20 protein-coding genes are annotated in these 24,914 nt (G+C 66.9%); 5 read left to right on the top strand and 15 right to left on the bottom strand.

What is annotated here, in order from left to right; genetic code table 11:
- Positions 1 to 193 precede the first annotated feature (193 nt).
- Genes AAN986_RS07910 through ppsA form a run of 3 tightly spaced genes read right to left on the bottom strand, consistent with a single transcriptional unit; the run spans position 194 to position 5,032 of the window.
- Positions 194 to 2,284 (bottom strand): VC_2705 family sodium/solute symporter, encoded by a 2,091-nt coding sequence (locus tag AAN986_RS07910; RefSeq protein WP_016447599.1) that lies wholly within the window; start codon positions 2,282 to 2,284, stop codon positions 194 to 196.
- Positions 2,277 to 2,624 carry a DUF4212 domain-containing protein gene (locus AAN986_RS07905; RefSeq protein ID WP_034364173.1) on the bottom strand — a complete coding sequence of 116 codons (348 nt, stop codon included), beginning with the start codon at positions 2,622 to 2,624 and terminating at the stop codon, positions 2,277 to 2,279. Before AAN986_RS07905 ends, AAN986_RS07910 begins: the two co-directional genes overlap by 8 nt.
- Positions 2,625 to 2,641: 17 nt before the next feature.
- Positions 2,642 to 5,032 carry a phosphoenolpyruvate synthase gene (gene ppsA / locus AAN986_RS07900; RefSeq protein WP_016447601.1) on the bottom strand — a complete coding sequence of 797 codons (2,391 nt, stop codon included), beginning with the start codon at positions 5,030 to 5,032 and terminating at the stop codon, positions 2,642 to 2,644.
- A 208-nt stretch (positions 5,033 to 5,240) separates the two neighbouring features.
- On the opposite strand from ppsA, the gene AAN986_RS07895 reads away from it, so the two are divergent.
- Complete coding sequence (locus AAN986_RS07895) at positions 5,241 to 6,062, top strand: pyruvate, water dikinase regulatory protein (RefSeq protein WP_016447602.1); 822 nt, start codon at positions 5,241 to 5,243, stop codon at positions 6,060 to 6,062.
- A gap of 8 nt (positions 6,063 to 6,070) precedes the next feature.
- Here the strand turns inward: AAN986_RS07895 and AAN986_RS07890 are convergent, their stop codons facing one another.
- Complete coding sequence (locus AAN986_RS07890; RefSeq protein ID WP_043791855.1) at positions 6,071 to 7,015, bottom strand: LysR family transcriptional regulator; 945 nt, start codon at positions 7,013 to 7,015, stop codon at positions 6,071 to 6,073.
- 144 nt (positions 7,016 to 7,159) lie between these two features.
- Here AAN986_RS07890 and AAN986_RS07885 point away from each other — a divergent pair, with 144 nt between their 5' ends.
- A complete protein-coding gene (locus tag AAN986_RS07885; protein WP_016447604.1) occupies positions 7,160 to 7,441 on the top strand; it encodes a DUF2798 domain-containing protein in 282 nt (93 codons plus the stop codon).
- Positions 7,442 to 7,477: 36 nt separating this feature from the next.
- Here AAN986_RS07885 and AAN986_RS07880 read toward each other — a convergent pair whose 3' ends face one another.
- The 5 genes from AAN986_RS07880 to ahpC form a co-directional block, all read right to left on the bottom strand.
- The gene (locus AAN986_RS07880; protein ID WP_047218185.1) at positions 7,478 to 8,599 is read right to left on the bottom strand and encodes a hemin-degrading factor; all 1,122 of its coding nucleotides are present in this window, start codon (positions 8,597 to 8,599) and stop codon (positions 7,478 to 7,480) included.
- Positions 8,596 to 8,949: a hypothetical protein gene (locus tag AAN986_RS07875; RefSeq protein ID WP_016447606.1), complete on the bottom strand. Its 354-nt coding sequence runs from the start codon at positions 8,947 to 8,949 to the stop codon at positions 8,596 to 8,598. Before AAN986_RS07875 ends, AAN986_RS07880 begins: the two co-directional genes overlap by 4 nt.
- A 70-nt stretch (positions 8,950 to 9,019) precedes the next feature.
- A complete protein-coding gene (locus tag AAN986_RS07870; RefSeq protein ID WP_082138079.1) occupies positions 9,020 to 11,308 on the bottom strand; it encodes a TonB-dependent hemoglobin/transferrin/lactoferrin family receptor in 2,289 nt (762 codons plus the stop codon).
- A 310-nt stretch (positions 11,309 to 11,618) separates the two neighbouring features.
- Positions 11,619 to 13,175: an alkyl hydroperoxide reductase subunit F gene (gene ahpF, locus AAN986_RS07865; RefSeq protein ID WP_016451263.1), complete on the bottom strand. Its 1,557-nt coding sequence runs from the start codon at positions 13,173 to 13,175 to the stop codon at positions 11,619 to 11,621.
- A gap of 103 nt (positions 13,176 to 13,278) precedes the next feature.
- Positions 13,279 to 13,842 carry an alkyl hydroperoxide reductase subunit C gene (gene ahpC, locus AAN986_RS07860; RefSeq protein WP_012206871.1) on the bottom strand — a complete coding sequence of 188 codons (564 nt, stop codon included), beginning with the start codon at positions 13,840 to 13,842 and terminating at the stop codon, positions 13,279 to 13,281.
- Between the two features lie 368 nt (positions 13,843 to 14,210).
- Here ahpC and bfr point away from each other — a divergent pair, with 368 nt between their 5' ends.
- A complete protein-coding gene (bfr, locus tag AAN986_RS07855; protein ID WP_016447611.1) occupies positions 14,211 to 14,687 on the top strand; it encodes a bacterioferritin in 477 nt (158 codons plus the stop codon).
- A gap of 94 nt (positions 14,688 to 14,781) precedes the next feature.
- Here bfr and AAN986_RS07850 read toward each other — a convergent pair whose 3' ends face one another.
- The 3 genes from AAN986_RS07850 to AAN986_RS07840 form a co-directional block, all read right to left on the bottom strand.
- A complete protein-coding gene (locus AAN986_RS07850) occupies positions 14,782 to 16,080 on the bottom strand; it encodes a sensor histidine kinase (RefSeq protein ID WP_047218184.1) in 1,299 nt (432 codons plus the stop codon).
- 97 nt (positions 16,081 to 16,177) lie between these two features.
- Positions 16,178 to 16,903: a FadR/GntR family transcriptional regulator gene (locus tag AAN986_RS07845; protein ID WP_016447613.1), complete on the bottom strand. Its 726-nt coding sequence runs from the start codon at positions 16,901 to 16,903 to the stop codon at positions 16,178 to 16,180.
- 86 nt (positions 16,904 to 16,989) lie between these two features.
- Complete coding sequence (locus tag AAN986_RS07840; protein ID WP_016447614.1) at positions 16,990 to 18,324, bottom strand: MFS transporter; 1,335 nt, start codon at positions 18,322 to 18,324, stop codon at positions 16,990 to 16,992.
- A gap of 216 nt (positions 18,325 to 18,540) precedes the next feature.
- On the opposite strand from AAN986_RS07840, the gene AAN986_RS07835 reads away from it, so the two are divergent.
- Positions 18,541 to 19,083 carry an ureidoglycolate lyase gene (locus AAN986_RS07835; RefSeq protein WP_046238231.1) on the top strand — a complete coding sequence of 181 codons (543 nt, stop codon included), beginning with the start codon at positions 18,541 to 18,543 and terminating at the stop codon, positions 19,081 to 19,083.
- A gap of 62 nt (positions 19,084 to 19,145) precedes the next feature.
- On the opposite strand, the gene AAN986_RS07830 is transcribed toward AAN986_RS07835, so the two are convergent.
- The 3 genes from AAN986_RS07830 to AAN986_RS07820 all read right to left on the bottom strand — a co-directional run bounded on the left by AAN986_RS07830 (position 19,146) and on the right by AAN986_RS07820 (position 24,256).
- Positions 19,146 to 20,114: an alpha-E domain-containing protein gene (locus AAN986_RS07830; RefSeq protein WP_016447616.1), complete on the bottom strand. Its 969-nt coding sequence runs from the start codon at positions 20,112 to 20,114 to the stop codon at positions 19,146 to 19,148.
- Positions 20,115 to 21,584, bottom strand: coding sequence for a circularly permuted type 2 ATP-grasp protein (locus AAN986_RS07825; RefSeq protein WP_016447617.1), 1,470 nt, complete (start codon positions 21,582 to 21,584; stop codon positions 20,115 to 20,117).
- A 143-nt stretch (positions 21,585 to 21,727) separates the two neighbouring features.
- Entirely contained in the window at positions 21,728 to 24,256 is a 2,529-nt protein-coding gene (locus AAN986_RS07820) for a DNA internalization-related competence protein ComEC/Rec2 (RefSeq protein ID WP_349335605.1), read from the bottom strand.
- Positions 24,257 to 24,430: 174 nt separating this feature from the next.
- Here AAN986_RS07820 and AAN986_RS07815 point away from each other — a divergent pair, with 174 nt between their 5' ends.
- Entirely contained in the window at positions 24,431 to 24,889 is a 459-nt protein-coding gene (locus tag AAN986_RS07815; protein ID WP_012206880.1) for a RidA family protein, read from the top strand.
- The last annotated feature ends 25 nt before the right edge of the window (positions 24,890 to 24,914 follow it).

The following is a 24,914-nucleotide window of genomic DNA, read 5'->3' as shown; positions in this document are numbered from 1 at the left end:
ATTTTCTGCAGGGGATCGGATCGGACACGGCTCGCAGCGTGTCATGAGCCTCCGGCTCCCAAAAGCGGGTTTTCCAGCACGCGCGGGCTTCAGTTGGGCCGGGACTGATCCAGATCTGCCATCAAGACAAAAATTGGCAATTTCGTTGGCAATTTCGTTGGCAATGTCGTCGGCCCATGGAGCCCATGCCGCGTCAGGCCACGCGCCCTGGCACGGAGCGCGCCGCAGCGCGCCGGCGCGGGTCCAGGCAGCTGACCAGCCAGGTCACCAGCAGGCCCGCCGGCACGCCGAAGACACCCGAGGAAATCGGCTGTATGCCCCACCACAGGCGGGCATGCAGCGCCTCGGGCAACACAGGCTGCAGCGCGGGCACGTGCGAGACCATGTAGTAGACGGTGATGCCCAGGCCGGCCAGCATGCCGGCCACCGCCCCGCGACGCGTGGTGCCGCGCCAGAAGATGCCCAGCACCATGGCCGGAACAAAGGCCGATGCCGCCAGCGAGAACGAGGCCGTGACCATGGGCAGGATGTCCGAGGAACGGCGCGAGGCCACGAAGGCGGCCGACAGCGCCACCACCAGCAGCGCGAACTTGGACAGGATCACGCGCTGCTCGGGCGAGGCGCGGCGCCGCCGCGCGCGAAAGTACAAGTCGCGCACCAGCGCATTGCTGATGGTCAGCAGCAGGCCATCGGCCGTGGAAAGCGCGGCGGCCAGGCCGCCCGCCGCGACCAGGCCCGAGACCACGTAGGGCATGCCACCCAGCTCGGGCGTGGCCAGCATGATGAGGTCGGCGCCCATGCGGATCTCGCCGAACTGCAGGACACCGTCGCCATTGACGTCTTCCACGGCCAGCAACGAGGCATCGACCCGGGCCCACTGCGCCATCCAGGTGGGCAATTCGTCGAAGCGTATGCCCACCAGGTTGTTCATGACCTCGAACTTGACCAGCACGGCCAGGGCCGGCGCGCTCATGTACAGCACGCCGATGAAGAACAGCGTCCAGCCCACCGAGGCCCGCGCCCCCGACACCGAGGGCGCCGTGTAGTAGCGCGTGAGCAAATGCGGCAGGCCTGCCGTGCCGGCCATGAGACAGAACATCAGCGCCAGGAAGTTGCGCCGGCTGTCCTCGTAGACCTGACGTTCCTCGGCCGATCCATCGGGGTTGCCGGCAAAGGGCAGGCTGTGCAGCGGAATGCCGCCCAGCGGCTTCTCGCGCTCGCGCATCTCCTGCAGCTGGCGTGTCCACAGGGCGCGCGCAGTCGCTTCGTCGCGCGGCATGGCGGCCAGTTCGCGGCTGGCCGCCATGATGGCGCCAATGTCGCCGCTGCGCGTGCGCAGATCGCGTATGCGCTCGGAAAGCTGCTGGCGCTCGGCGGCCAGCACGCGCGGCACGTCCTTGAGCTTGTCCTCCAGCACCTCGGCGCGCAGGCGGTAGGCGGCGACCACTTCCTGTTCGGCCGGCGAGTCCAGCAGGCGCTGCTCCATCTCCGCGATCTGGCCGAGCTGGGCCGTATAGGCCAGCGGCGCCACGGGATTGCCCATCTGCCGGTAGGCCAGCCAGGACACGGGGATCAGAAAGGCCAGCAGGATGACCACGTACTGCGCGACCTGGGTCCAGGTGATGGCACGCATGCCGCCCAGGAAGGAGCACAGCAGCACGCCGCCCAGGCCCAGCATGATGCCGATCTCGAACTGCACGCCCGTCAGCCGCGAGGCAATCAGCCCCACGCCGTAGATCTGGGCCACCACATAGGTGAACGAGCAGGTCACGGCAGCCAGCGCCGCGATCACGCGCGGCCAGCGCCCGCCGTAGCGCTGCTGGAAGAAGTCGGGAATGGTGTAGAGCTTCATCGCCCGCAGGTGCGGCGCGATCAGCATGGCGACCAGGCAAAAGCCGCCCGTCCAGCCCAGCAGGTAGGCCAGTCCGCCGGCCTGCCCCGGCACGCCGGCAAAGCCCTGCAGGTACAGCGCCCCCGACAGGCTGATGAAGGACGCCGCGCTGACCCAGTCCGCCGCTGCCGCCATGCCGTTGTAGAAGGGCGGGATGCGCCGGCCCGCGACGTAGTACTCCTCGGGATCGCTGGTGCGCAGGTACACGCCGATGGCCGCGTAGACCATGACGGTGAAGAACAGGAAGATGGGGCCTATCCAGTGGCGCGACAGGCCTTGCTGCTCGGCCCAGAACATGAGGGCCAGAAAGCCGAGCACGCCCAGCGTGTACAGGGCCACGATGCGGTGCAGCCGCCAGCGGGAGGCGGCCGTCAGCAGCGAGCGCTCAGCCATGGCCGGGAGGCGACGGCGGGGCGGCGGGTTCAGACGGGGCAGCGGCCCGGGCCTCGCGGCGCTCGAAATGGTCCATGGACAGACAATAGACGATGACGATGGCCAGGAACATCAGGACTGCCCCCTGGGCCGCGAACCAGTAGGCCAGCGGCCAGTCGGGGACCAGCGCCTGCAGGTCGCGTGCGTAGTAGCAGGCACCGAAGGAGACGGCGACCCAGACCGCGAGCAGTACGGCCTTGAGCCACAGATGGTGGATGTCGTGCAGGTCGGGGGCGAAGGTCTCGCCTTCGGACGGTCCCCCGACTGCGTCGTCATGCAAGTGCGCGTCCGGCGTATGCATGGCGACGCTGCCAGCCCTTACTGCGCCAGGCGCTGCCAGGTGGCGACCACGCTGTCGGGATTCAGCGAGATGGAGGCAATGCCTTCGTCAGCCAGCCATTGGGCGAAGTCCGGGTGGTCGGATGGGCCTTGGCCGCAGATGCCCACGTACTTGCCCTGGTCCAGGCAGGCCTTGATGGCGCGCGACAGCATCTTGCGCACGGCGGGGTCGCGCTCGTCGAAGTCGGCGGCCAGCAGCTCCAGGCCGGAGTCGCGGTCCAGGCCCAGCGTGAGCTGGGTCAGGTCGTTGGAGCCGATGGAGAAGCCGTCGAAGAACTCGAGGAACTCGTCCGCCAGGATGGCGTTGGAGGGCACCTCGCACATCATGATGAGCTTGAGTTCGTTGTCGCCGCGCTTGAGGCCGTTGGCCGCCAGCAGCTGGGTGACGCGCTCGGCCTGCTTGAGCGTGCGCACGAAGGGAATCATGATCTGCACGTTGGTCAGGCCCATGTCCTCGCGCACGCGGCGCAGTGCCTCGCACTCCATGCGGAAGGCCTCGCCGAAGTCCTCGGAGATGTAGCGCGCCGCGCCACGGAAGCCCAGCATGGGGTTCTCTTCCTCGGGCTCGTAGCGGCTGCCGCCGATGAGCTTGCGGTACTCGTTGGACTTGAAGTCCGACATGCGCACGATCACGGGCTTGGGCCAGAAGGCGGCGGCAATCGTCGCCACGCCTTCGGCAACCTTGTCCACGTAGAAGGCGCGCGGCGAGGCATGGCCACGGGCCACGGACTCCACGGCCTTCTTGAGGTCGGCATCCACGGCGGGATAGTCCAAGATGGCCTTGGGGTGCACGCCGATGTTGTTGTTGATGATGAACTCCAGGCGGGCCAGGCCCACGCCCTCGTTGGGCAGCTGGGCGAAGTCGAAGGCCAGCTGGGGGTTGCCCACGTTCATCATGATCTTGGTCTTGATGGCGGGCATCTCGCCGCGCTGCACCTCGGTAACCTCGGTCTCGATCAGGCCGTCATAGATCTTGCCGGTATCGCCTTCGGCGCAGCTGACGGTGACCAGGGTGCCGTCCTTGAGCAGATCGGTGGCGTTGCCGCAGCCGACCACGGCCGGAATGCCCAGTTCGCGCGCAATGATGGCCGCGTGGCAGGTACGGCCGCCACGGTTGGTGACGATGGCCGAGGCGCGCTTCATCACCGGCTCCCAGTTGGGATCGGTCATGTCGGTCACCAGCACGTCGCCGGGCTGGACCTGGTCCATGTTGGCGATGTCATTGACCAGGCGCACGGGGCCCGTGCCGATCTTCTGGCCGATGGCGCGGCCTTCGGCCAGCACATTGCCCGTGCCCTTGAGGGCGTAGCGCTGCTCGGCCTGGCCCTTGGCCTGGCTCTTCACGGTCTCGGGGCGGGCCTGCAGGATGTAGAGCTGGCCGTCCGTGCCGTCCTTGCCCCACTCGATGTCCATGGGGCGGCCATAGTGCTGCTCGATGACCAGGGCATAGTGGGCCAGCTGCTGCACGTCCTCGTCGGACAGCGAGTAGCGGTTGCGCAGCTCATGGGCCACGTCGGTGGTCTTGACAAGCTTGCCGCTGGCGGCCTTTTCCTCGGGCGAGGCAAAGACCATCTGGATCAGCTTGGAGCCCAGGTTGCGGCGGATCAGGGCCTTCTTGCCGGCCTTGAGCATGGGCTTGTGCACATAGAACTCGTCAGGATTGACGGCGCCCTGCACCACGGTCTCGCCCAGGCCGTAGCTGGAGGTGATGAAGACCACGTCCTCGAAGCCCGATTCGGTGTCGATGGTGAACATCACGCCGGCCGCGCCCAGGTCGGAGCGCACCATGCGCTGCACGCCGGCCGACAGGGCCACCACGTCATGGGCAAAGCCCTTGTGCACGCGGTAGGAGATGGCTCGGTCGTTGTACAGGGAGGCGAACACCTCCTTCATCTTGTGCAGCACCGACTCGATGCCCACCACGTTCAGGAAGGTTTCCTGCTGGCCGGCGAACGAGGCGTCGGGCAGGTCTTCGGCCGTGGCCGAGGAACGCACGGCGAACGAGGCTGCCTCGTTGCCGCCCTGCAGGCGCACGAATTCCTCGCGGATGGCCTGCTCCAGATCGGCCGGGAAGGGCTGGTTCTCGACCAGGGCACGGATCTCGGCACCGACCTGGGCCAGGGCGCGGACATCCTCCACGTCCAGGGCGGCCAGCTTGGCACTGATCTTGTCGGCCAGGCCGTCGTGGGCCAGGAACTGGCGGAAGGCATGGGCCGTGGTGGCAAAGCCCGTGGGCACGCGCACGCCCTGCGGCAGCTGCGAGATCATTTCGCCGAGCGAGGCGTTCTTGCCGCCTACGGACTCGACATCGGTCATCCTCAGTTGTTCAAACGGAACGACGAGGGCGGTGGCCTCGAACAGTTGAGACATGGGAAAGCTCCAGAAGTTGAAAACCGTAGTGCGCCGCCCCGGCTGCCAAAGCCGGGCACGGTCGATCCACCCACGCAGGCGTGCGCGAGGCTTTGCTGTTCTGGTTGGAGGCCGGCAGCGAGCATGGATGGGAAATTGGGAATAATGGGCGCCATTGTAGGCGTTTGCCGTGAACCGACGGCAGCCCCCTGTCCAGAGCCCGACCACCATGCACACCCACACCATCTTCGTCATCTCCGATGGCACTGGCATTACAGCCGAGACCTTTGGCACGGCCATCATGGCCCAGTTCGACACCAAGTCGCGCCTGGTCCGCATCCCCTTCGTGGACACCATGGACAAGGTCCACCAGGCCGTGCGGCAGATCAACCATGTGGCCGAGTCGGAAAGCCACAAGCCCATCGTCTTCACCACCCTGGTCAACCAGGACATGCTCGACCTGATCGAGAGCCAATGCAAGGGCAAGGTATTCGACATGTTCGGCACCTTCGTGCGGCCGCTGGAGCTGGAGCTGGGCCAGAAGTCGCTGCACCGCGTGGGCCGCTTCGCCGACATCAGCGAAAGCAAGGAATACCTGGAGCGCATGGAGGCCATCAACTACACGCTGGCCCATGACGACGGCCAGACCCACCAGGACCTGACGGGCGCCGACGTGATCCTGGTGGGCGTCTCGCGCAGCGGCAAGACGCCCACCAGCCTGTACCTGGCCATGCAGTTCGGTCTCAAGGTGGCCAACTACCCGCTGATTCCCGAGGATTTCGAGCGCAAGCAGCTGCCGCCCGCCCTGGTGCCCTACCGCAAGAAGCTGTTCGGCCTGACCATCGACCCCCAGCGCCTGTCCAGCATCCGCAACGAGCGCCGGCCCGACTCCAAGTACGCCAGCCTTGCCAACTGCCGCTACGAGGTGGCCGAGGCCGAGTCCATGATGCGCCGCAGCGGCATCCAGTGGCTGTCCAGCACCACCAAGTCCATCGAGGAAATCGCCACCACGATCCTGCAGGAAGTCCTGCCCCAGCACCTGGGGCACTGAACCCTGTCTCAGGCCGAGGCGTTCCAGCGCAGCATGGGCTGCTGCGGCAGCGTCTCGACCAGATAGTCCACCAGGGCACGCACCTTGGTCGGCACGTACTGGCGGTCGCGAAAGCAGGCGAAGAAATCCAGCGTGGTGTCATCGAAGTGCAGCTGCCCCTTGCGCGCCGGGCCCAGGGCCAGCGGTTGCAGCAGCCCTTCGCGCATGTACCGGTGGGCGATGAAGCTGCCGATCCAGACGATGCCGCCACCGGCCACGGCCATTTCGGTGAGTGCATCGACATCGCTGGCGATGGCGGTCACGCGCAGCTGCGGGTCCACGCGCTTGCCGTCGCGTGAAAACGGCCAGCGCATGAAGCGGCCATCGGCCTCGCGCCGGTACAGCAGGCAGGCATGGTCGAGCAGGTCCTGCGCGGTCTGCGGCCTGCCGTGGGCCTGCAGGTAGGCCGGCGAGGCGCACAGCACGCGCGGCACGGCCGCCAGCTGGCGCACGGCCATGCCGGGTTCCAGCACATCGCGGTAGCGCACGCTGATGTCCACGTCTTCCTTGAGCACATCCACCTGCCGGTCCACCACCAGCAACTCCAGCTCCAGCCGGGGATGCCGCGCGGCAAAGGCCGGCAGCAGCGGCGCCAGCACATGGCGGCCAAAGGCGGCCATGCAGGCGATGCGCAGCCGGCCCTGCAGTTCGCCATGCAGCTGCGACAGGTCGGACTGCGCTTTTTCCAGCTCCTGCAGCACAGGGCCCACACGTGCCAGATAGCGCTCGCCGGCTTCGGTCAACGCCATGGAGCGCGTGGTGCGCGTGATCAGGCGCGTGCCCAGTTCGCGCTCCAGCCGGGCGATGTTCTGGCTGGCCGCTGCAGGAGAAATACCCAGCTGGCGCGCGGCCGAGGCGATGGAGCCGCCTTCCAGGGCTTTGACGAAGGTCTCGATGGAGCGCAGATTAGGCACAAAAACCTATGGATGAAAAATCAATTCATCAATATAGCTTACGAGTGCACCAAGCTGCAGCCCTCTACACGGCGGCCCGGGCCTTGCCTACAGTTGCGCACTTGCCGCGCCTAATCGACAAGCGGCCTGACCGGATACGCCTTCATGCCCGATACCTCTGCCTCCATCGCTCCCGCAACCCCTGCGGCGCCGCGCAGCCGCAAGCTGCACCGCCGCTTCGCGCCCATCGTCTTTGCCTTCTACATGTCGGCCATCATGGCGTTTCTGATGTGCTGCGCCATCGTCGGCGCCAACAGCGGCCTGGGCGCCGACTACCTGCGGCGCGTGATGCAGACCTATGTGCTGGCCATGCCCGTGGCCTTTGTCTGCGTGATGGTGGTGCGTCCGCTGGTGGGCAGGCTGGTGGCCGCCACCGTGCATCTCTGAGGCGGCCCGGCCGGCTCTTTCCAGGGCCTGGGCCGCTCAGGCCAGTGTCTGCACTGCCAAGCGCGGCAAGCCCGCCACCAGCTCGCGCCATCCCGGCAGTTCGGCCAGGCCCGGTTTGCGCTCGCCAAAGAACATGGCCATCAGATCGCCCTGCGCGTCGAAGGCCTCGACCGAGGTGACCACGCCATCGGCCGTGGGCTTTTGCACGGCCCAGACGCTGGCGATCATGTCGCAGCGCAGATGCAGGTTGAAGCCCGGGTCCAGCACATTGATCCATTGCGCGCCGCCGTGCGTGCCCATGGGCTGGGTGTTGTGCACGGGGCCGGTATGGATCTGGATGCAGCCGCCGCTGTCCACGAAGACCATGATGGGCAGCCCGTCCACCGCCGCATCGCCCAGCAACTGGGCCACGGACTCGGGTGCCAGCCGCGCGCAATGGCCGGGGACCAGGCGGAAGGCTTGCTGGCGCTCCACGCCGAACCGGCGCAGCAGGTCGAAGAATTCATGCGTGTCCTGAAGGGCATCCCAGGCGGCGCTCAGGCCGTGCACGTCGATGACCTTGTCGGACTGCGGCAGCGCTCTGGGCCGGGCATGGCGAAACAGGTAGCCCGCGCTGGGCTCGGCAAAGCGCCGTACCAGCGCATCCCACGCTGCCATGTCGGTGGACTCGCGCGCATGGACCTTGTGCACGGCGCGGCCGTGGGCATTGAAGAACTGCAGGCTGTGCGTGGCCGGCCTTCCAGCCTGGGCGGGCTGCTCGGTCACGGCATAGCCGGCATGCCATTGGGCAAAGAACAGGCGCAGGTCGATCTCGCGGCCCAGCGCCAATCCCACGCCGCCGCTGGCCGAGAGCTTCTGGTACACGCCCGTCTTCTCATGCACCGTGGACTCATTGCGCGTGAGCGCCATCACGGTGCCGCAGTCCTGCAGCGCGCGCAGCACCTGCAGCCACTGCGCGCGCAGCGGCACGACCTGCAGGCCGCCGTCATGCAGGCCCGCGTGGGCGCCGATGGCGGCGCCTTCGGGCAGGCCCATGGATTCGGCGGCCTCCTTGGCACGCAGGCCGCTCTGGCGTGCCTGGGCAAAGCGCTGGCGCACGTCGGGCGCATTGACGGGAATCAGCAGGTCATCGCAGGCTGCGGCGGCGGTGGTGATCATTGCAGGGTCTCCAAAGGGGCATGCCAGAGCGCGTGGGCAACGGAGGGATGGCGGGTCTCGGCCGCCGCCTCGGCCCGGGGTGCGCGCTGCGCGGCGCTGGCCTCGGAGACCGCCTGCCAGCGCCGCTGCAGGCGTTGCAGCAAGGCCCGCATGTCCGGCGAAAAGCTGCTGTCGCCGGACAGGCCCTGCAGTTGATCGGCCACCTTGCCGGCAATGGCGGGCCGGTGGGCCTCGCAGCAACCGTGGCCGAAGCCGGTCATCAGCGCCAGCGTGGCGGCCAGCTGGGCCTCGCCTTCGGCCAGCAGGTATTCCTCGTCACGGGCAAGGCTTTCACTCTCGGTACGGTGCATGGGGCTCTCCTTGCGTTGCAAAACATCGTTGGGACACGGGTCGCGGCGCCTGGCCTTCAGGCGCCGGGCTTCAGAAATCCTTGATCAGCGAGACGCGCGCATGGCGCCCCGGCTGGCTGTAGGCGTCGGCAATCGCCGTGGTGGCCAGCAGGCCGCGCACATCGGACCAGCGCCAGTACTTCCTGTCGGTCAGGTTGTAGATGCCGGCGTTCAGGCGCAGGTCGGGACGGATGCGCCATTGCGCGCTCAGGTCCAGCACCGTGGCCGAGGGGCTGAGCCAGGCCGTGCTGCCGTTGGACACGTCGCCGGCCTTCTTGCCACTCCAGTGCGAGACGTTGAACTGCACGCCCACGGCAGAGCGCTCATAGCGCACGCCCAGCACCAGTTGCTGGGGCGAGATGGTGTCCAGCGGCTTGTCGGACTGCGTGTCCTTGCCGTCGGTATAGCCGTAGGCCAGGCGCGTCTGCCAGTCGCCGCCGGCCCAGCGGCCCCAGTCGTAGTCGGCCTTGAGTTCGAAGCCGCTGATGCGGGCACGGCCCACGTTGATGGACTGGTAGATGGCGGGGTTGGCCGCGTTGCCGGGCTGGCCCGCAACCAGTTGCTGGTCGACGATGAAGTCCTTGTAGCGCCCCGTGAACACGGCGGCGTCCAGGCGCAGCCTGTCCATGCGCCCGCGCAGGCCCAACTCGAAGGTCTGGCTCTTTTCGGGCCGCAGGTCGGGATTCGGGATGTTGCGGTAGAACGCCACCGGGTTCTCGAAGAAGGCGTTGATCTGGCCGGCATTGGGCGCCCGGAAACCTGCCGCATAGTTGCCATAGACGGACCAGACCGGGCTGGCCTGCAGCATCACGCCCAGCTTGGGCGAGAGCGCGGAGTCCGAGTTGCTGACCACGGTGGGCACAAAGCCGTTCTGCCGGGGCTTGATGCTGTAGTGCTCGGCGCGCAGGCCCGGGGTCACGCTCCAGGGGCCGTTGTGCAGTTCGGCCTGGGCGAACAGGGCGGTGGCGCTTTCGGTGGTGTCGGGGAAGCGCTTGAGCGGGAAGCTCTCGCCCGCGGGCGGCGTGATGCCGCTTTGCACGTTGACCACCTTGTTGCGGAGGTAGTCCAGCCCGTAGGTGAACTTGCCGCTGGCCGAGGAACTCCAGCGCAGCATGCGACTGGCCTGGGCGTGCAGCTGGATCGCGTCCTCGTCATAGGTCACGTCGCGCTCGCGGTACGGCAGGCCGATGCGCGTCTCGGTGACGAATTCGCGCGCGTCGGACTTCTGGTAGCTGGCCATCAGCTGCAGTTCGTCGGCCAGCGCCGTGCCCAGCTGCTGCCACTGGCCCTGCCAGCTGGCCCGCCAGCGCTTCATGTCGGTGCGCGAGTCGGAATTGGCCACGGTGGCCGAGCGCGCGGACAGCAGGGCGTAGTCGGCGCGCTTGTCCACGTTCTCGAAGGTGAAGACATGCTTTTGCACGGCGCTGGGCGTGAAGACCAGGCGGCCCATCAGCGACTCGCTGCGGTCTTTCTCGGGATTGGGCGTGGTGCGCGCCGCCCCCGTCACGTTGTTCGTGCCCATGTTCTCCAGCGCACGGGAGCGGCCCAGGCCCGCCGACAGCAGCCATGCCCATTCGGGGCTGGCTCGGCCCGCCACGGTGGCGCCCAGCTTGCGGCCGTTGTCCGAGCCGTCATAGCCGGCAGCCACGCGGCCGGCGATGCGCTTGTCCTTGCCCAGCAGATCATCCGGCTGCACGGTCACGAAGTTGACCAGGCCGCCCATGCCGTCCGATCCATACAGCGCGGGCGTGGAGCCGCGCAGGATTTCCACGCGCTGCACCAGGCCCAGGTCCAGGTAGTCGCGGCCGAAGCTGTTGGCGCTGAAGCTGTAGCTGCGCGGCAGGCGCACGCCATCGACCAGCATGAGCACGCGGTTGCCGTCCAGGCCACGGATGTTGAAGCCGCTGTTCTGGTCACGCCCGGCCGACGAGGTCGCCAGCGAGAAGCGCGCCGGGGCGCGCGGCACCTCGACATTGGGCAGCAGGTTGACCATCTCGCGGATGTCGCTGGCCTGCTCGCGCTCCATGCGGCCGGCGTCGATCACGTCGATGCTCATGGGCAGGGTGTCAGGGTCCTGCACCTCGCGCGAGGCGCTGATCACCATCTCCTTGAGGGCCGGGGCACGGGTCCGTGCCCCGGACGCGGCCTGCGCCAGCAATTGCGTGTCGGCATCTCCGGCGTTTGCGGCATTTGCCGCGTCTGCGGCGACCTGCCCCGGCCCCTGGGCCAGGGCAGCGGAGGCGCACAGCACCGCGCAGGCGGCGGCCAGGGGATGGCGCGCCCGCCGGGCGCATGATTGCATTGCGAAGTCGTAAGCCATTGCGAAGCCCTCTCTCTCTGATCAACATGGATGTGCGAGAGCTGGCTTCTGGTTGCAGCGGCTGGCGGTTGGCCCGCCAGCCGTTGGCGCGTCATGTGCTGGCTGGATGGAGAAAAATTATATGCGAATAGTTCTCATTCATTGATTTGATCTGGCGCATAGGCCCTGGAGCAATCCCTGCTGGCACACCGGGCTGCTGGACAGCCATCTGTGTGCCACCTGCGCCGGCAAGGCACGCGCCTGACAGCGCCGGAATGAAAAAAAGGCCCGGATGCCGAGGCATCCGGGCCCTTTCTCACGCCTGTTCAGCTCAGTGGCGGATCAGGTGGTCGAAGGCCGACAGCGCAGCCGTGGAGCCGGCACCGGCAGCGATGATGATCTGCTTGTACGGCACGTTGGTGCAGTCGCCTGCGGCGAACACGCCGGGCACGCTGGTGTGGCCCTTGGCATCGATCACGATCTCGCCGAAGCGGGTCAGCTCCACCGTGCCCTTGAGCCAGTCGGTGTTGGGCAGCAGGCCGATCTGCACGAAGATGCCTTCCAGCGCCACGGTCTTGACCTCTTCCGTCGTGCGGTCCTTGTAGGTCAGGCCGGTGACCTTCTTGCCGTCGCCGTTGACCTCGGTGGTCTGGGCGTTGAGGATGACGGTCACATTGGGCAGGCTCTTGAGCTTCTTTTGCAGCACGGCATCGGCCTTGAGCTCGCTGGCGAACTCCAGCAGCGTCACGCTGCGCACGATGCCGGCCAGGTCGATGGCCGCTTCCACGCCCGAGTTGCCGCCGCCGATGACGGCCACATTCTTGCCCTTGAACAGCGGTCCGTCGCAGTGCGGGCAGTAGGTCACGCCCTTGGTGCGGTACTTGTCCTCGCCCGGCACGTTCATGTTGCGCCAGCGCGCGCCGGTCGAGAGGATGACGGTCTTGGCCTTGAGGCTGGCGCCCGAGGCGGTCTGCACCTCGATCAGCCCGCCTTCCGTGGCAGCCGGAATCAGTTTGGAGGCCGTCTGCAGGTTCATGATGTCCACCTCGTAGTCGCGCACATGGCGCTCCATGGCGGCGGCCAGCTGAGGGCCTTCGGTCTTGGAGACCGAGATGAAGTTCTCGATGTCCACGGTGTCCAGCACCTGGCCGCCGAAGCGCTCGGCGGCAATGCCGGTGCGGATGCCCTTGCGTGCCGCATAGATGGCAGCGGCCGCGCCGGCGGGGCCGCCACCGACGATCAGCACGTCGAAGGCGTCCTTGGCGGAAATCCTGGCCGCTTCACGCGAAGCGGCGCCGGTGTCGACCTTGGCGACGATCTCGGCCAGCTCCATGCGGCCCTGGCCGAAGCGCTCGCCATTGACGAAGACCGTGGGCACGCCCATGACTTCGCGCTGCTCGACTTCCTTCTGGAACAGCCCGCCGTCGATGGCGGTGTGGCTGATCTTGGGATTGAGCACGGACATCAGGTTCAGCGCCTGCACCACGTCCGGGCAGTTGTGGCAGGACAGCGAGTAGTAGGTCTCGAAGTGCAGCGGCACGTCGATGTTGCGCACCTGCTCCAGCAACTCGGCCGATTCCTTGGACGGATGGCCGCCGACCTGCAGCAGGGCCAGCACCAGCGAGGTGAATTCATGGCCCAGGGGGACGCCTGCGAAACGCACGCCGCTGTCCACGCCGGGATTGGTGATCAGGAACGAGGGCTTGCGCACCTCGGCGTCGTTGTGCTCGACGACGGTGATCTTGTCGCTCAGCTCGCGGATTTCCAGCAGCAGTTCCTTCAGCTCGCGCGCACCCTGGCTGTCATCCAGCGAAGCCACCAGCTCCACCGGACGCTGCAGGCGCTCCAGGTAGGCCTGCAATTGGGCTTTCAGGTTGTTGTCAAGCATGTCGGACTCCTAGGGAAATACGAATTTTCGGAAAAAAAAGCCCGGGCGCCAGGCACCCGGGCGTCTTCAACAGTTCAACTGTGAACAGGAAGCGGTGTACCGCTTAGATCTTGCCGACCAGGTCGAGCGAAGGAGCCAGGGTCTTGTCGCCTTCTTCCCACTTGGCGGGGCAGACTTCACCGGGGTGGTTGCGGACGTACTGGGCAGCCTTGACCTTGCGCAGCAGATCGACGGCGTTGCGGCCAATGCCTTCGGCGGTGATTTCCACGGCCTGGATCACGCCATCGGGATCGACGATGAAGGTGCCGCGGTCAGCCAGGCCCTGGCCGGGACGCAGGACTTCGAAGTTGTTGCTGATTTCCCAGGTGGGGTCGCCCAGCATCGTGTACTTGATCTTGCGGATGGTGTCAGACGTGTCGTGCCATGCCTTGTGCACGAAGTGGGTGTCGGTGGACACGGAGAACACTTCCACGCCCAGCTTTTGCAGTTCGTCGTAGTGGTCGGCCACGTCGCCCAGTTCGGTGGGGCACACGAAGGTGAAGTCAGCGGGGTAGAAGAAGAACACGGCCCACTTGCCCAGGACGTCCTTTTCGGTCACTTCGATGAACTTGCCATTCTTGAAGGCCTGCGTCTTGAAGGGCTTGATTTGGGTGTTGATCACGGACATTGCTGTTTCCTTTGTGGTTGGTGAGTGAACACAGGACGAAGTCTAGGCCCAGGCCATCGATTGATCCAATAAATTGATTGAATTCATCCGATTGCCAAAAACTATGTAAACATCCTTGTCTCCAGGCCTGCGGGCTTGACCAGCCCGCCACCGGCCTGAAGAGGCTATTTTGGGCCGAAATATGACAAGGCAATGCAGCAACCCCGCAGCCGCGTCAGCATGCCGGCCCGCAAACGAGAACGCGCCTCATAAGCAGCCAATGCGTGATAACAGGGGTTTGCTTGATCTGACGCAGAAACCCTAGACAATCCACCCCTATAGCGGCCGGCGATCGGCGCGGTCCCCCACGTACAACAAAGGAGTTCCCCATGCAAGGCGACGCACAAGTCATCACCTGGCTGCAAGCCCAGCTCAAGAACGAGCTGACGGCCATCAACCAGTACTTCCTGCACTACCGCATGTACAAGCACTGGGGCTTCGACAAGCTGGCCAAGAAGGAATACAAGGAGTCCATCGGCGAGATGAAGCACGCCGACTGGCTCATGGACCGCATCTTCGTGCTCGACGGCCTGCCCAACCTGCAGGACCTGGGCAAGCTGCAAGTCGGCGAGGACGTGCCCGAAGCCCTGGCTTGCGACCTGAGCAGCGAGAAAACCGCGCAGCAGACCATCAAGGACGGCATCGCCCACTGCGAAAGCGTGCGCGACTACGTCTCGCGCGACCTGCTGCAAAAGATCCTGGACGATACCGAGGAGCACATCGACTACCTCGAAACCCAGCTGGACCTGATCGACAAGGTGGGCATCCAGAACTATCTGCAGTCGCAGATGGACGAAGAGTCCTGAGCACCGGACTCAGGGGCGGCGGCACAGGCCGCGCCCCGCACGCGAAACGACGGGCCTGTGTGCCCGTTTTTTCATCTCATGGCCCAGCTATCGGTCACTCGTCGGCGTATCGCAGCGGAAACAGAAGCAGAAAGGTCGTGCCGGTCTGCGCGGCCGACTGCACCTCGATCGTGGCGTCCAGCAATTCCGCCAGCCGCTTGACGATGGACAGGCCTATCCCCTCGCCTGCGCCGCTGCGGTAGCGGGCCGCCGCGACGCCGGGCCGTGGCTCGCCTCCGGCGCGGACCTCTGCGGAGGCCGCCGACGTCAGATGGCCCGAAGGGTCCAGGTCCGTGGCGTGCTTGAGGGCGGCAACCAGGGGCGCCGCCGGCTCCATGCCGGGGCCCGTATCCCCGATGGAGAGCATCCAGCGGCGCTGGTCCTCCCCATCACCAAGGGCCCACTTCACCGTGACGCCGCCCTCCTGGGTGTACTTGAGCGCGTTGAGCACCAGGTTCTGCGCGATGCGGCGCAGTTTCAAGGCATCCCCCTCCACCGGCATCGTCCCCGGCCCCTGCAGGTGCAGGTACAGGCCGCGATCGTTGGCCAGGGCCTGCAGTCCCTCGCACAGATGGGTGATCACCTGGGCTGCGTCAAAGGAGGTCAGCTGGCGATGCTCGCGCCCGGCATGCAGCTTGGCCAGCTCCGTCACGTCATCCAGCAGATGTCGCAGCGACTGGACGTTGCGGTCCAGCATGCGCAGGAGTTTCTCGCGGGACTGCGCCGGCGCATGCTGCATGCCCAGGCCATGCGTCACATTGGCCACCACGCCGACGTTGCTGCGCAGGTCATGCGCAACCTGCTCCCACAGTTGCGAGCGCTGCAGGTCCAGCGCGCTCAGGTCATGCAGCGCCGCTTCCAGGTCCCGGACATGGCCCTCGGCCTCCTGCTGCTGCAGGCGGAAATACTGGGTGCTGCTGTCCTGAACGTCGCGGGTATAGGTGGCGGCCCAGGCCTTGCGCGCAACGGGCATGGCGACGTGCGCATCAGGGCGCCCCTGGGCATAGTCCTCCAGCTGCGCCACCATGACTTCGTTGAGCAGCCCCAGCTCGCGCACGACTTCATGCAGGTCATAGCCCTGCTGCCAGCGGTGCAGGCCGTGGGCGGCGGCCTGCTCGCCATCGCCCGGCAGCTCGGCGGTGTCTGCCGGTGCACCACCCAGGGTCCGCAGTTGCTGCTCGAACGCGGCCAGCACGGCCGGGATGTGATCGTTCAGCTGGGTTCGGGGAAGCGCCTCACCAGCGGTCAGCGCAGGGTCCCGCCTGACGGCCTTGCGCCATGTCTGCAAGAGTCCTTCGCGCTGCGCCTCTAGGGCGTCTGCCAGTATGCAGAGTTCATTTCCTTGGCTTGTCATGGATCGGCATCCGGGCGGTCTGTGGATAGGGAAAAAATGCGCTGCGCCGATGATGGTAAGGCCAAAAACCCGGCCGATCAGGCACGGGCTGGCGTGCCTACAGGCCGGTGGGAAAGTGCACGCCCGCGCGCTGGGCCGCCTGCACGATGTGGGTGGCCATGGCCTGCTGGGCCAGTTCGGGATGGCCGCGGGACAGGGCATCGATGATGGCCGCATGCTCCTCGGTGGTCGCATGCCGTGCGCCCCGCTTGTAGAACGGCAGGCGCTGGCTTTCCTGCATGACCTCGCCGCTGCCGCGCAGCACGTCGGCGATGGCATGGTTGCCCGAGATGGTGGCGATCTGCAGGTGGAACTCGAAATCCAGTCGCGTGGCCTGCACGAAATCGGCCCGCTCTATGCTCTGCTGCATGGCCTGCAGATTGGCCTGCAGGGCCTGCACATCCTCAGGCTGCACCACCAGGGCCGCCAGGCGCGCCACAAAGCCCTCCAGCGCGTAGCGCAGCTGATAGACATCGGTGAGCGCATGCGAGTCGGCAAAGCGCCATGCGTCGGCGGCCGCAGCCTCGGGCGCCTCGGTCACGTACATGCCCTTGCCGGGCCGGGCCACGACCAGGCCCAGCCCCTGCAGCGTGGACAGCGCCTCGCGCAGCGAGGTGCGGCTGATGCCCAACTGCTCCGACAGGTCGCGCTGCGAAGGCAGAAGCGAGCCCACCGGATACACGCCGCCCTCGATCCACTCGCGGATCACGCGGGCGGCATTGCCGGCAACGGCGGTGCTGGCAGGGTTGCCGGCGGGTGTGCTGATGGCGGTGCTGGGTTCCATGCGTTGGCGGATCTCTGGCCCGGGGGCGGTGCGCCGATCTTAGCGACTGCGCGCCTCGCCCGCCGGTTCACGCGCCCTGTCCGGCGCTACTTGTTGACCAGTTTGGCGGGCACGGTATAGGTCAGGAAGGCCCCGAACAGCAGCACGCCGGCCAGCACGAACATGGCCGCATTGGTGCTCTGCGTCGCATCCTTGATGAGGCCGATCATGTAGGGGCTGATGAAGCCGGCCAGGTTGGCGAAGGAGTTGATCAGCGCAATGCCGGCCGCAGCGCCTGCGCTGGACAGGATGGCCGTGGGCAGGCTCCAGAACAGTGGCGAGGTTGCCAGGCTGCCGCCCGCGGCCAGCGCCAGGGCGGCCAGCGACAGGTAGACGTTGCCGCTGAAGATGGCCGACAGCATCAGGCCCGCCGCGCCCACGCAGAACGGAACGATCAGGTGCCAGCGGCGCTCGCGCATGCGGTCCGAGCTGCGGCTGACAAGGTTCATGGACACCACGGCCACCGAAAACGGCACGGCCGTCAGCAGGCCGATCTGGAAGGCACCCTCCACGCCCGACTGGCGGATCAGGCTGGGCAGCCAGAACGTGAGCCCGTACTGGCCCATGACGGTGCAAAAGCAGATCATGGCCATCTTGATGATGCGCGGGTCGGAAAACAGTGCGCGCAGCGTGACGTGGCTGTCGCTCTTGCTGGCGTTCTCGCGAGCGATGTTGCGCTCCAGCAGGGTCTTTTCCGCCTCGGTCAGCCAGCGCGCTGCGCGGATGCTGTTGTCCAGGTACCAGAGCACGGCCAGGCCCAGGATCAGCGAGGGAATGGCCTCGATCAGGAACAGCCATTGCCAGCCGCGCAGCCCCGCCACGCCCTGCATCAGGTCCATGATGCCGCCCGACAGCGGTCCGCCCAGGATGCCCGAGACCGGGATCGCGCACATGAACAGCGCCACCATGCGGGCGCGCCGGTACGAGGGAAACCAGTAGGTCATGTACAGGATCATGCCGGGGTAGAAACCGGCCTCGGCCGCGCCCAGCAGGAAGCGCAGCACGTAGAACTGCGTGGGCGTGGTCACGAACATCATGGCCGCCGAGATCAGGCTCCACATGATCATGATCCGCGAGATGGTGGCCTTGGCTCCTATGCGGTGCATCAGCATGTTGCTGGGCACCTCGAAGAAGAAATAGCCGATGAAGAACAGCCCCGCGCCCAGGCCGTACATGGCCTCGCTGAACTGCAGGTCGGCCAGCATGTGCAGCTTGGCAAAGCCCACGTTCACCCGGTCCAGATAGGCCGCCACGTAGCAGGCCATGATAAAGGGCAGCAGGCGCCAGGCCACCTTGCGGTAGACGGCTGCCTCGGCCGGCGTTTCGCTGGACAGCGCCGGGGCCGCGCCGGCGGCCTCGGCGGATGCGGGAAGTGATGACATCAGGAAGTCCTTGGTTGAAGGGTTGCGATCAACTGGTATGACCGGTCTGAAAATACGGAGCGAATGTTGCCTTTCCCGCCGGCCAATGCAAACTCGCATTTACCCGAACCACCGCAAATGATGCGCATGACATCGGCTGGCGTCACTCAGATTTGACAAAATCCCCAGGCAACAGCAAACTGGTAATACCAGTATGAAAACAAGAGGCAGTACTTCGTGAATACCTTGTCAGAGACCCGCCCCGCCCGCCTTCGCCTGCGCGTCCAACCGCTGACCGCCGAAGCCTTTGCCGAGTTTGGCGAGGTCATCGACAGTGCAGGCCACACGCCGCTGCTGATCAATGACGGCATGACCGAGCGCTACCATGCCCTGGCCCGCGTGGACACGGGCGGCAGCGAGGGCCATGCGCTGATCAACCTGTTCCACGCCCGCCCCTATGCGCTGCCCCTGCAGCTGACGAGCATGGAGCGCCATCCCCTGGGCAGCCAGGCCTTCATGCCGCTGGACGCCCAGCCCTTCATCGTGGTGGTTGCGCCCCTGGGAGAGCAGGTGGCGCCCGGCGACCTGCGCGCCTTCATCACCAACGGACGCCAGGGCGTGAACTACCGCCGCGGCGTCTGGCACCACTCGCTGATTGCCCTGAACGCGCCCGCGCGCTTCATCGTGGTGGACCGGGGAGGCCCTGGCGACAACTGCGACGTGGTGCCCATCGGCGATGCCGAAGGCGTTGTGCTGGAGCTGGACAGCGCGCAGGACTGAATGGCCCTGCCCCAATGAACAAAGCCGCCCGAGGGCGGCTTTGTTCATTGGGCGACGGCGGCTCAGGCAGGCACCAGGAAGTCGCGGCTGATGCCCTGACCCAGGTCGTGCACGCGATCCAGGAACTGCGTGAGATAGGCGTGCAGGCCCGTGGCCAGGATTTCGTCGATGCGCGCATAGCGCAGGTCAGCCAGCAGGCGGCCCGCCTTGCGCTGGGTCTCGCGCGACTGGTCGTTGGCCACGCTTTCCAGGTTGGCCACCACTTCCAGCATGCTGGCCAGCAGCGAGCGCGGCATGTCGCTGCGCAGCATCAGCAGCTCGGCCACGCGCTCGGGCGTGATCACGTCGCGGTAGACCTTGCGGTAGACCTCGAAGGCCGAGACGCTGCGCAGCAGCGCGCTCCAGTGGTAGAAGTCGAAGGGCGTGGCCCCTTTGCCCGACGCTCCGTTGCGCGCGCTGCCATGGTAGTCGCGCTCGATGGCGTGGAATTTCACGTCCAGCAGGCGCGCCGTGTTGTCGGCGCGCTCGATGAAGGTGCCCAGGCGCAGGAAGTGGAAGGCCTCGTCCTGCAGCATGGTGCCCAGTGTCACGCCGCGCGACAGGTGCGAGCGGTGCTTGACCCATTCGAAGAACTGGCCCGGATCGCGCTCCCAGTCCCCCTCGGCCAGCAGGCGCTTGAGTTCCAGCCAGGTCTGGTTCTGGGTCTCCCAGGCCTCGGTGGTCAGCGCCCCGCGCACGGCACGCGCATTCTCCCGCGCAGCGCGCAGGCAGGAGGCGATGGACGAGGAGTTGCTCTCGTCGCGCACCATGAAGTGCAGCACGGCCTCTCGCTGCACCTCGCCGTGGCGGGAGGCATAGGCGGGGATCAGCTCGCTGATGGACAGCACGCCCTGCCAGGCCTTGCGCGCCGCCTGAGGCGCCTGGGGCAGCATGGAAGTGTCATAGGAGACGTTGAGCATGCGGGCAGTGTTCTCCGCACGCTCCGTGTAGCGGGACATCCAGTACAGATGATCGGCAGTACGGCTGAGCATTCAATGTCCTCCCTCGTTTGACTCACCGGCCCCGAGCACCCAGGTGTCCTTGGTGCCGCCGCCCTGTGATGAATTGACCACCAGCGAGCCTTCCTTGAGCGCCACGCGCGTGAGGCCGCCGGCCACCATGCGTACCTGATTGCCGCTGAGCACGAAGGGACGCAGGTCGATATGCCTTGGCGCAATGCCCTGCTCCACCAGGGTGGGGCAGGTGGACAGCGCCAGCGTGGGCTGCGCGATGTAGCCGCCGGGATTGGCGATGAGCGCGCGGCGGAAATCCTCTATCTCGCCGCGCGAGGCGGCAGGCCCGATCAGCATGCCGTAGCCACCGGCGCCATGGACTTCCTTGACCACCAGCTCATCCAGGTGGTCGAGCACGTAGCGCAGGTCGTCGGGCTTGCGGCACAGCCAGGTCGGCACGTTCTGCAGAATGGGTTCCTCGCCCAGGTAGAAGCGGATCATCTCCGGCACATAGGGATAGACCGATTTGTCGTCGGCCACCCCCGTGCCCGCCGCATTGCAGATGCTGACGTTGCCCGCGCGGTAGGCGCGCATGAGGCCGGGGCAGCCCAGCGTGGAGGTGGGACGGAAGACTTCGGGGTCCAGAAAATCATCGTCCACGCGCCGGTAGATCACGTCCACGCGCTGCAGGCCGCGCGTGGTGCGCATGTAGACCACGTCCTTGTCCACCACCAGGTCCTGGCCCTCGACCAGCTCCACGCCCATCTGCTGGGCCAGGAAGGCGTGCTCGAAGTAGGCGCTGTTGTACATGCCGGGCGTGAGCACCACCACCGTGGGCTCGGGCGTGCCGGCCGGAGCGCTGGCGCGCAGCGTCTCCAGCAGCATGTCGGGATAGTGGGCCACGGGCTCCACGGGATGACGGGAGAACAGGTCGGGGAACAGCCGCATCATCATGCGGCGGTTCTCCAGCATGTAAGACACGCCCGAAGGCACGCGCAGGTTGTCCTCCAGCACGTAGTACACGCCCTCGCCCTGGGCATTGGCGGCACGCACGATGTCGATGCCGGCGATGTGGGCGTAGATGCCGCCCTGCACGGCAAGGCCCCGCATCTCGGGGCGGTACTGGCTGTTGTTCAGCACCAGCTCGCGCGGCAGCAGGCCCGCGCGCAGGATTTCCTGGTCGTGGTAGACGTCGTGCAGAAAGCGGTTGAGCGCCGTCACGCGCTGCACCAGGCCTGCCTGCATGCGCTCCCATTCATGGGACGGGATGACGCGCGGAATCAGGTCGAAGGGAATGAGGCGCTCGGTGCCGGCGCCACTTTCATCCTTGTCGCCGTAGACGGCGAACGTGATGCCTACGCGCCGGAAGATGATCTCGGCCTCGGCGCTGCGCGCTCGCAGCGTCTGTTCGGACTGGCGCGCAAGCCATTGCGCATAGTCCTTGTAGTGCAGGCGCACATCGCTGCCGTCGAACGGCGTCATCGTGTACATCTCGTCAAATGGATGCATTCGTCACCTCCTGTCGCTGCATGTGTACGAGGTAAAGCAAGCTGCGGGCCAGCCCTCGTATCGCACCAGTGTAGCGATAGGTAACCTCAATCCGGACAAGCGGTATCCAGCATATGCCGGCTGCGCGGCCATCGGCACCCGTCCTATCCGCCCTGCCTCTGCGTGATGTGCCTGACGTGCGTGACATGCATGTCCCAGTAACGGCGCGCCCGCTCCCGCTCGCAGACCAGCTGTGCGGTATCGGCAGAGCGCCAATGCGCTGCGCCGCAGCGGGCCGACTGCACCACGCTGGAGCCGTTAGCCTCATAGCGCCGCACCACCTCGGGGACCGGGTGTCCATAACGGCTGCGGTATCCCGCCTGCACCATGGCCCAGCGCGGTGCCAGGGCCTGCACCAGAGCGGTGCTCGATGAGGTGCGGCTGCCGTGGTGCGGCACCAGCAGCCACTGCACGGGCGTGAAGGCGCCGGCCTGCGCCAGCGCCCTTTCCTGTGCAGCCTCGATATCGCCGGCCAGCAAGGCCTGCACCCCGGATGCCGAACGCAGCAGCAGCACGCAGCTGCCCGCATTGGCGTGGGCCAGGGCCTGCGCGGCCGGCAGCGGTTCGCCCGCGGGTGGATGCAGCACCTGCATCTGCACGCCATCCCACTCCCACTGCTGGCCGGCCTCACATCGGCGCACGGCGCCCAGGCCGGCCAGAGCGGGGTCCAGGATCACGGAGTCCGATCCCCAGACCTCGGCCTGCGGCTGCGCGGCATGCACGGCCAAGGCACCGCCCGTATGGTCGCCGTCGCGGTGGCTGAGCCACAGCGCATCCAGGCGCAGCCCCAGGGCCTGCAGCAGCGGCACCAGCACCCGTTCGCCGGCATTGCTATCCATGCCGTACTGCGGACCCGTGTCATACAGCAGGGCGTGCCGGGCCGTGCGCAGCAGCACGGCATTGCCCTGGCCTATGTCCACGGCCATCAAATCGAACTCGCCATGTGCCGGTGCGGCCGGCGGCCACCACAGGGCCGGCAGGCACATGGCCAGGCCCCAGCAACGCCATCCGGCCGGCACCGGAGCCACCAGCGCCAGGCCTGCACCCAGCGCAGCCAGCCCCGCCCACAGCGGCGGCTGCGGCAGCTGCAACACGGCCCAGCCCCACCGGTCCAGCCACTGCAGCAGTTCCAGCAGCGGCGCCAGCGCCAGCGCCGCGCCCGTCCAGAACGGGGGCCACAAGGCCCCCAGCAAGGCCAGTGGCGTGACCACGAAAGTCACCCAGGGAATCGCGGCCAGATTGGCCAGCAGCCCCGACAGCGACAGCTGGCCAAACAGCATCAGCCCCAGCGGCGCCAGCGCCAGAGTGATGCGCCACTGCTCACCCCACAACGCCAGGGCACGGGCGGGCAGCGACGGCCGCACCGCGCCCTGCATGCGTGCATCGGTCGCCAGCAGCACGCCCACGGCGACAAAACTCAGCCAGAAGCCCGCCTGCCACAGGGCCCAGGGATCGAGCACGACAACCACGGCCAGCGCCAGGCACCACACTGCGGGCCAGGGCCAGCGCAGCCCTGTGACGCGCAACGCGGCCACCGTTGCCAGCATGCACACCGTGCGCTGCGCCGGCAGACCCCAGCCGCTGAACAGGGCATAGCCGCCCGCCAGCAGCACGCCAGCCAGCAGGGCCGCCTGCGGCGCCGGGCACCACAGGCAGGCCCGGGCACTGCAACGCCACAGTCGCCCCACGACCAGCGCAGCCAGCCATGCGAACAGGGTGATATGCAGTCCGGAAATACTCATCAAATGGGCCACGCCGGTATGGCGGAACAGCGTCCAATCGTCACGCGCAATGGCCTGCTGATCGCCCATGGCCAGGGCGGCCACCACGCCCAGCATGCGCGGCGACTGCGCGGGGTCCATGCCTACGCGCTGCATGGCTTGCGCGAGTGCGGCTGCCCGGTTCACGATGGCCTCGCGCATCTGCTGGCGCCAGCGCTGCAGGGCGTAGGCGCCGGTGTCGGCCAGCAGGCTCGCCGCTGGCTGTTCGCGCACATAGCCCGTGGCCTGCACGCCCTGCTCCCACTGCCACAGCTCATAGTCGAAACCGTGGGGATTGCGCGCGCCATGCGGGCGCTTGAGCCGCACGGTCAGGTCCCAGCGCTGGCCCGGGCGCAGGACGGGCAGCGACGCTGCGGCGCCCTTGGACGCCCGGCCCCGGGCTGCGAACCAGGACAGCTCGATCAACCCGGGAAACGGCGCCAGGGCCTCTTCGCTGCCAGCGATCTGCGCCTGCTCCACGGCCATGCGCCAGCGCACGCCCTGGGCCATGTTCTGGGACAGCGATGCCACGACGCCGACGATGCGCAGGTCACGCCCTTCCAGCTGCGGCGACAGCGCGTGGCCCGCAAAGTCCTGGGCACGCCAGCCTGTCAGGCCGGCCACCAGCGAGGCTGCGCAAGCGGCGACCCACAGGCCGCTGACCGCGCCGCGGCGGCCGCCGGCCCGGGCCCGCCGGACCTGTCCTGACAGATACAGCAAGGCCAGCAAGGCCAGGCCCATCATCAGCAGATACATCCACAGCGGCCACAGCTGGGGCTGCGTGACCTGCCAGGCGGCACCGACCACGCAGCCGAGCAGCCACGGCGTCCACGAAGACGATGAAGGAGTGGGTGCAGGGACCACAGCGCGCATCCAGGCATGCTAGAAGCAGGTGCCTCGAAGCCACCGTGCTCCGACCCAGATTCGGACAAGAATCAGACTGGCGCATGCCCAGCCCCTGACATGCCAGGGTGCACGGGGGCTGTGTCACACTGTCCGCCACCCCGGCACTGGCGCCGGATTTTTCTTGTCTCGAAGGAATCAACGATGAGCGTTTACGAACAACTGAAGGCCCTGAACATCGAACTGCCGTCGCCTGCCATCCCGGCGGCAGCCTACGTGCCCTATGTGCAGACGGGCAATCTGGTGTTCCTGAGCGGACATATCGCACGCAAGGACGGCAAGGTCTGGGCAGGCCAGCTGGGCCGTGATCTGCAGACTGCCGACGGCCAGCAGGCCGCGCGCGCCATCGCCATCGACCTGATGGGCACGCTCCAGCACGCCGCCGGCGGCGACCTGGGCCGCGTGCGCCGCATCGTCAAGCTGATGTGCCTGGTCAACTCCACGGGCGACTACACCGAGCAGCACCTGGTGGCCAATGGCTGCAGCGAGCTGCTGGGCCAGGTCTTCGGCGATGCCGGCACGCATGCGCGCAGCGCCTTCGGCGTGGCCCAGATCCCGCTGGGCTCCTGCGTGGAAATCGAGCTGATCGCCGAACTGGCCTGATCGGCATGCTGCCGCACGGCGCCGC

Source organism: Delftia sp. DS1230, from assembly GCF_040112715.1.
GTDB lineage: Bacteria > Pseudomonadota > Gammaproteobacteria > Burkholderiales > Burkholderiaceae_C > Comamonas > Comamonas tsuruhatensis.
This window is presented reverse-complemented; position numbering and strand designations above follow the sequence as displayed.

What these genes read in the sequence shown, in the direction of transcription:
- AAN986_RS07880 (WP_047218185.1), bottom strand. Translation starts at nt 8,599, where the DNA reads ATGATCACCACCGCCGCCGCAGCCTGCGATGACCTGCTGATTCCCGTC.
- ahpF (WP_016451263.1), bottom strand. Translation starts at nt 13,175, where the DNA reads ATGCTTGACAACAACCTGAAAGCCCAATTGCAGGCCTACCTGGAGCGC.
- ahpC (WP_012206871.1), bottom strand. Translation starts at nt 13,842, where the DNA reads ATGTCCGTGATCAACACCCAAATCAAGCCCTTCAAGACGCAGGCCTTC.
- AAN986_RS07845 (WP_016447613.1), bottom strand. Translation starts at nt 16,903, where the DNA reads ATGGAACCCAGCACCGCCATCAGCACACCCGCCGGCAACCCTGCCAGC.
- bfr (WP_016447611.1), top strand. Translation starts at nt 14,211, where the DNA reads ATGCAAGGCGACGCACAAGTCATCACCTGGCTGCAAGCCCAGCTCAAG.
- AAN986_RS07910 (WP_016447599.1), bottom strand. Translation starts at nt 2,284, where the DNA reads ATGGCTGAGCGCTCGCTGCTGACGGCCGCCTCCCGCTGGCGGCTGCAC.
- AAN986_RS07840 (WP_016447614.1), bottom strand. Translation starts at nt 18,324, where the DNA reads ATGTCATCACTTCCCGCATCCGCCGAGGCCGCCGGCGCGGCCCCGGCG.
- AAN986_RS07885 (WP_016447604.1), top strand. Translation starts at nt 7,160, where the DNA reads ATGCCCGATACCTCTGCCTCCATCGCTCCCGCAACCCCTGCGGCGCCG.
- AAN986_RS07815 (WP_012206880.1), top strand. Translation starts at nt 24,431, where the DNA reads ATGAGCGTTTACGAACAACTGAAGGCCCTGAACATCGAACTGCCGTCG.
- AAN986_RS07825 (WP_016447617.1), bottom strand. Translation starts at nt 21,584, where the DNA reads ATGCATCCATTTGACGAGATGTACACGATGACGCCGTTCGACGGCAGC.
- AAN986_RS07820 (WP_349335605.1), bottom strand. Translation starts at nt 24,256, where the DNA reads ATGCGCGCTGTGGTCCCTGCACCCACTCCTTCATCGTCTTCGTGGACG.
- AAN986_RS07830 (WP_016447616.1), bottom strand. Translation starts at nt 20,114, where the DNA reads ATGCTCAGCCGTACTGCCGATCATCTGTACTGGATGTCCCGCTACACG.
- AAN986_RS07875 (WP_016447606.1), bottom strand. Translation starts at nt 8,949, where the DNA reads ATGCACCGTACCGAGAGTGAAAGCCTTGCCCGTGACGAGGAATACCTG.
- ppsA (WP_016447601.1), bottom strand. Translation starts at nt 5,032, where the DNA reads ATGTCTCAACTGTTCGAGGCCACCGCCCTCGTCGTTCCGTTTGAACAA.
- AAN986_RS07870 (WP_082138079.1), bottom strand. Translation starts at nt 11,308, where the DNA reads ATGGCTTACGACTTCGCAATGCAATCATGCGCCCGGCGGGCGCGCCAT.
- AAN986_RS07895 (WP_016447602.1), top strand. Translation starts at nt 5,241, where the DNA reads ATGCACACCCACACCATCTTCGTCATCTCCGATGGCACTGGCATTACA.
- AAN986_RS07850 (WP_047218184.1), bottom strand. Translation starts at nt 16,080, where the DNA reads ATGACAAGCCAAGGAAATGAACTCTGCATACTGGCAGACGCCCTAGAG.
- AAN986_RS07905 (WP_034364173.1), bottom strand. Translation starts at nt 2,624, where the DNA reads ATGCATACGCCGGACGCGCACTTGCATGACGACGCAGTCGGGGGACCG.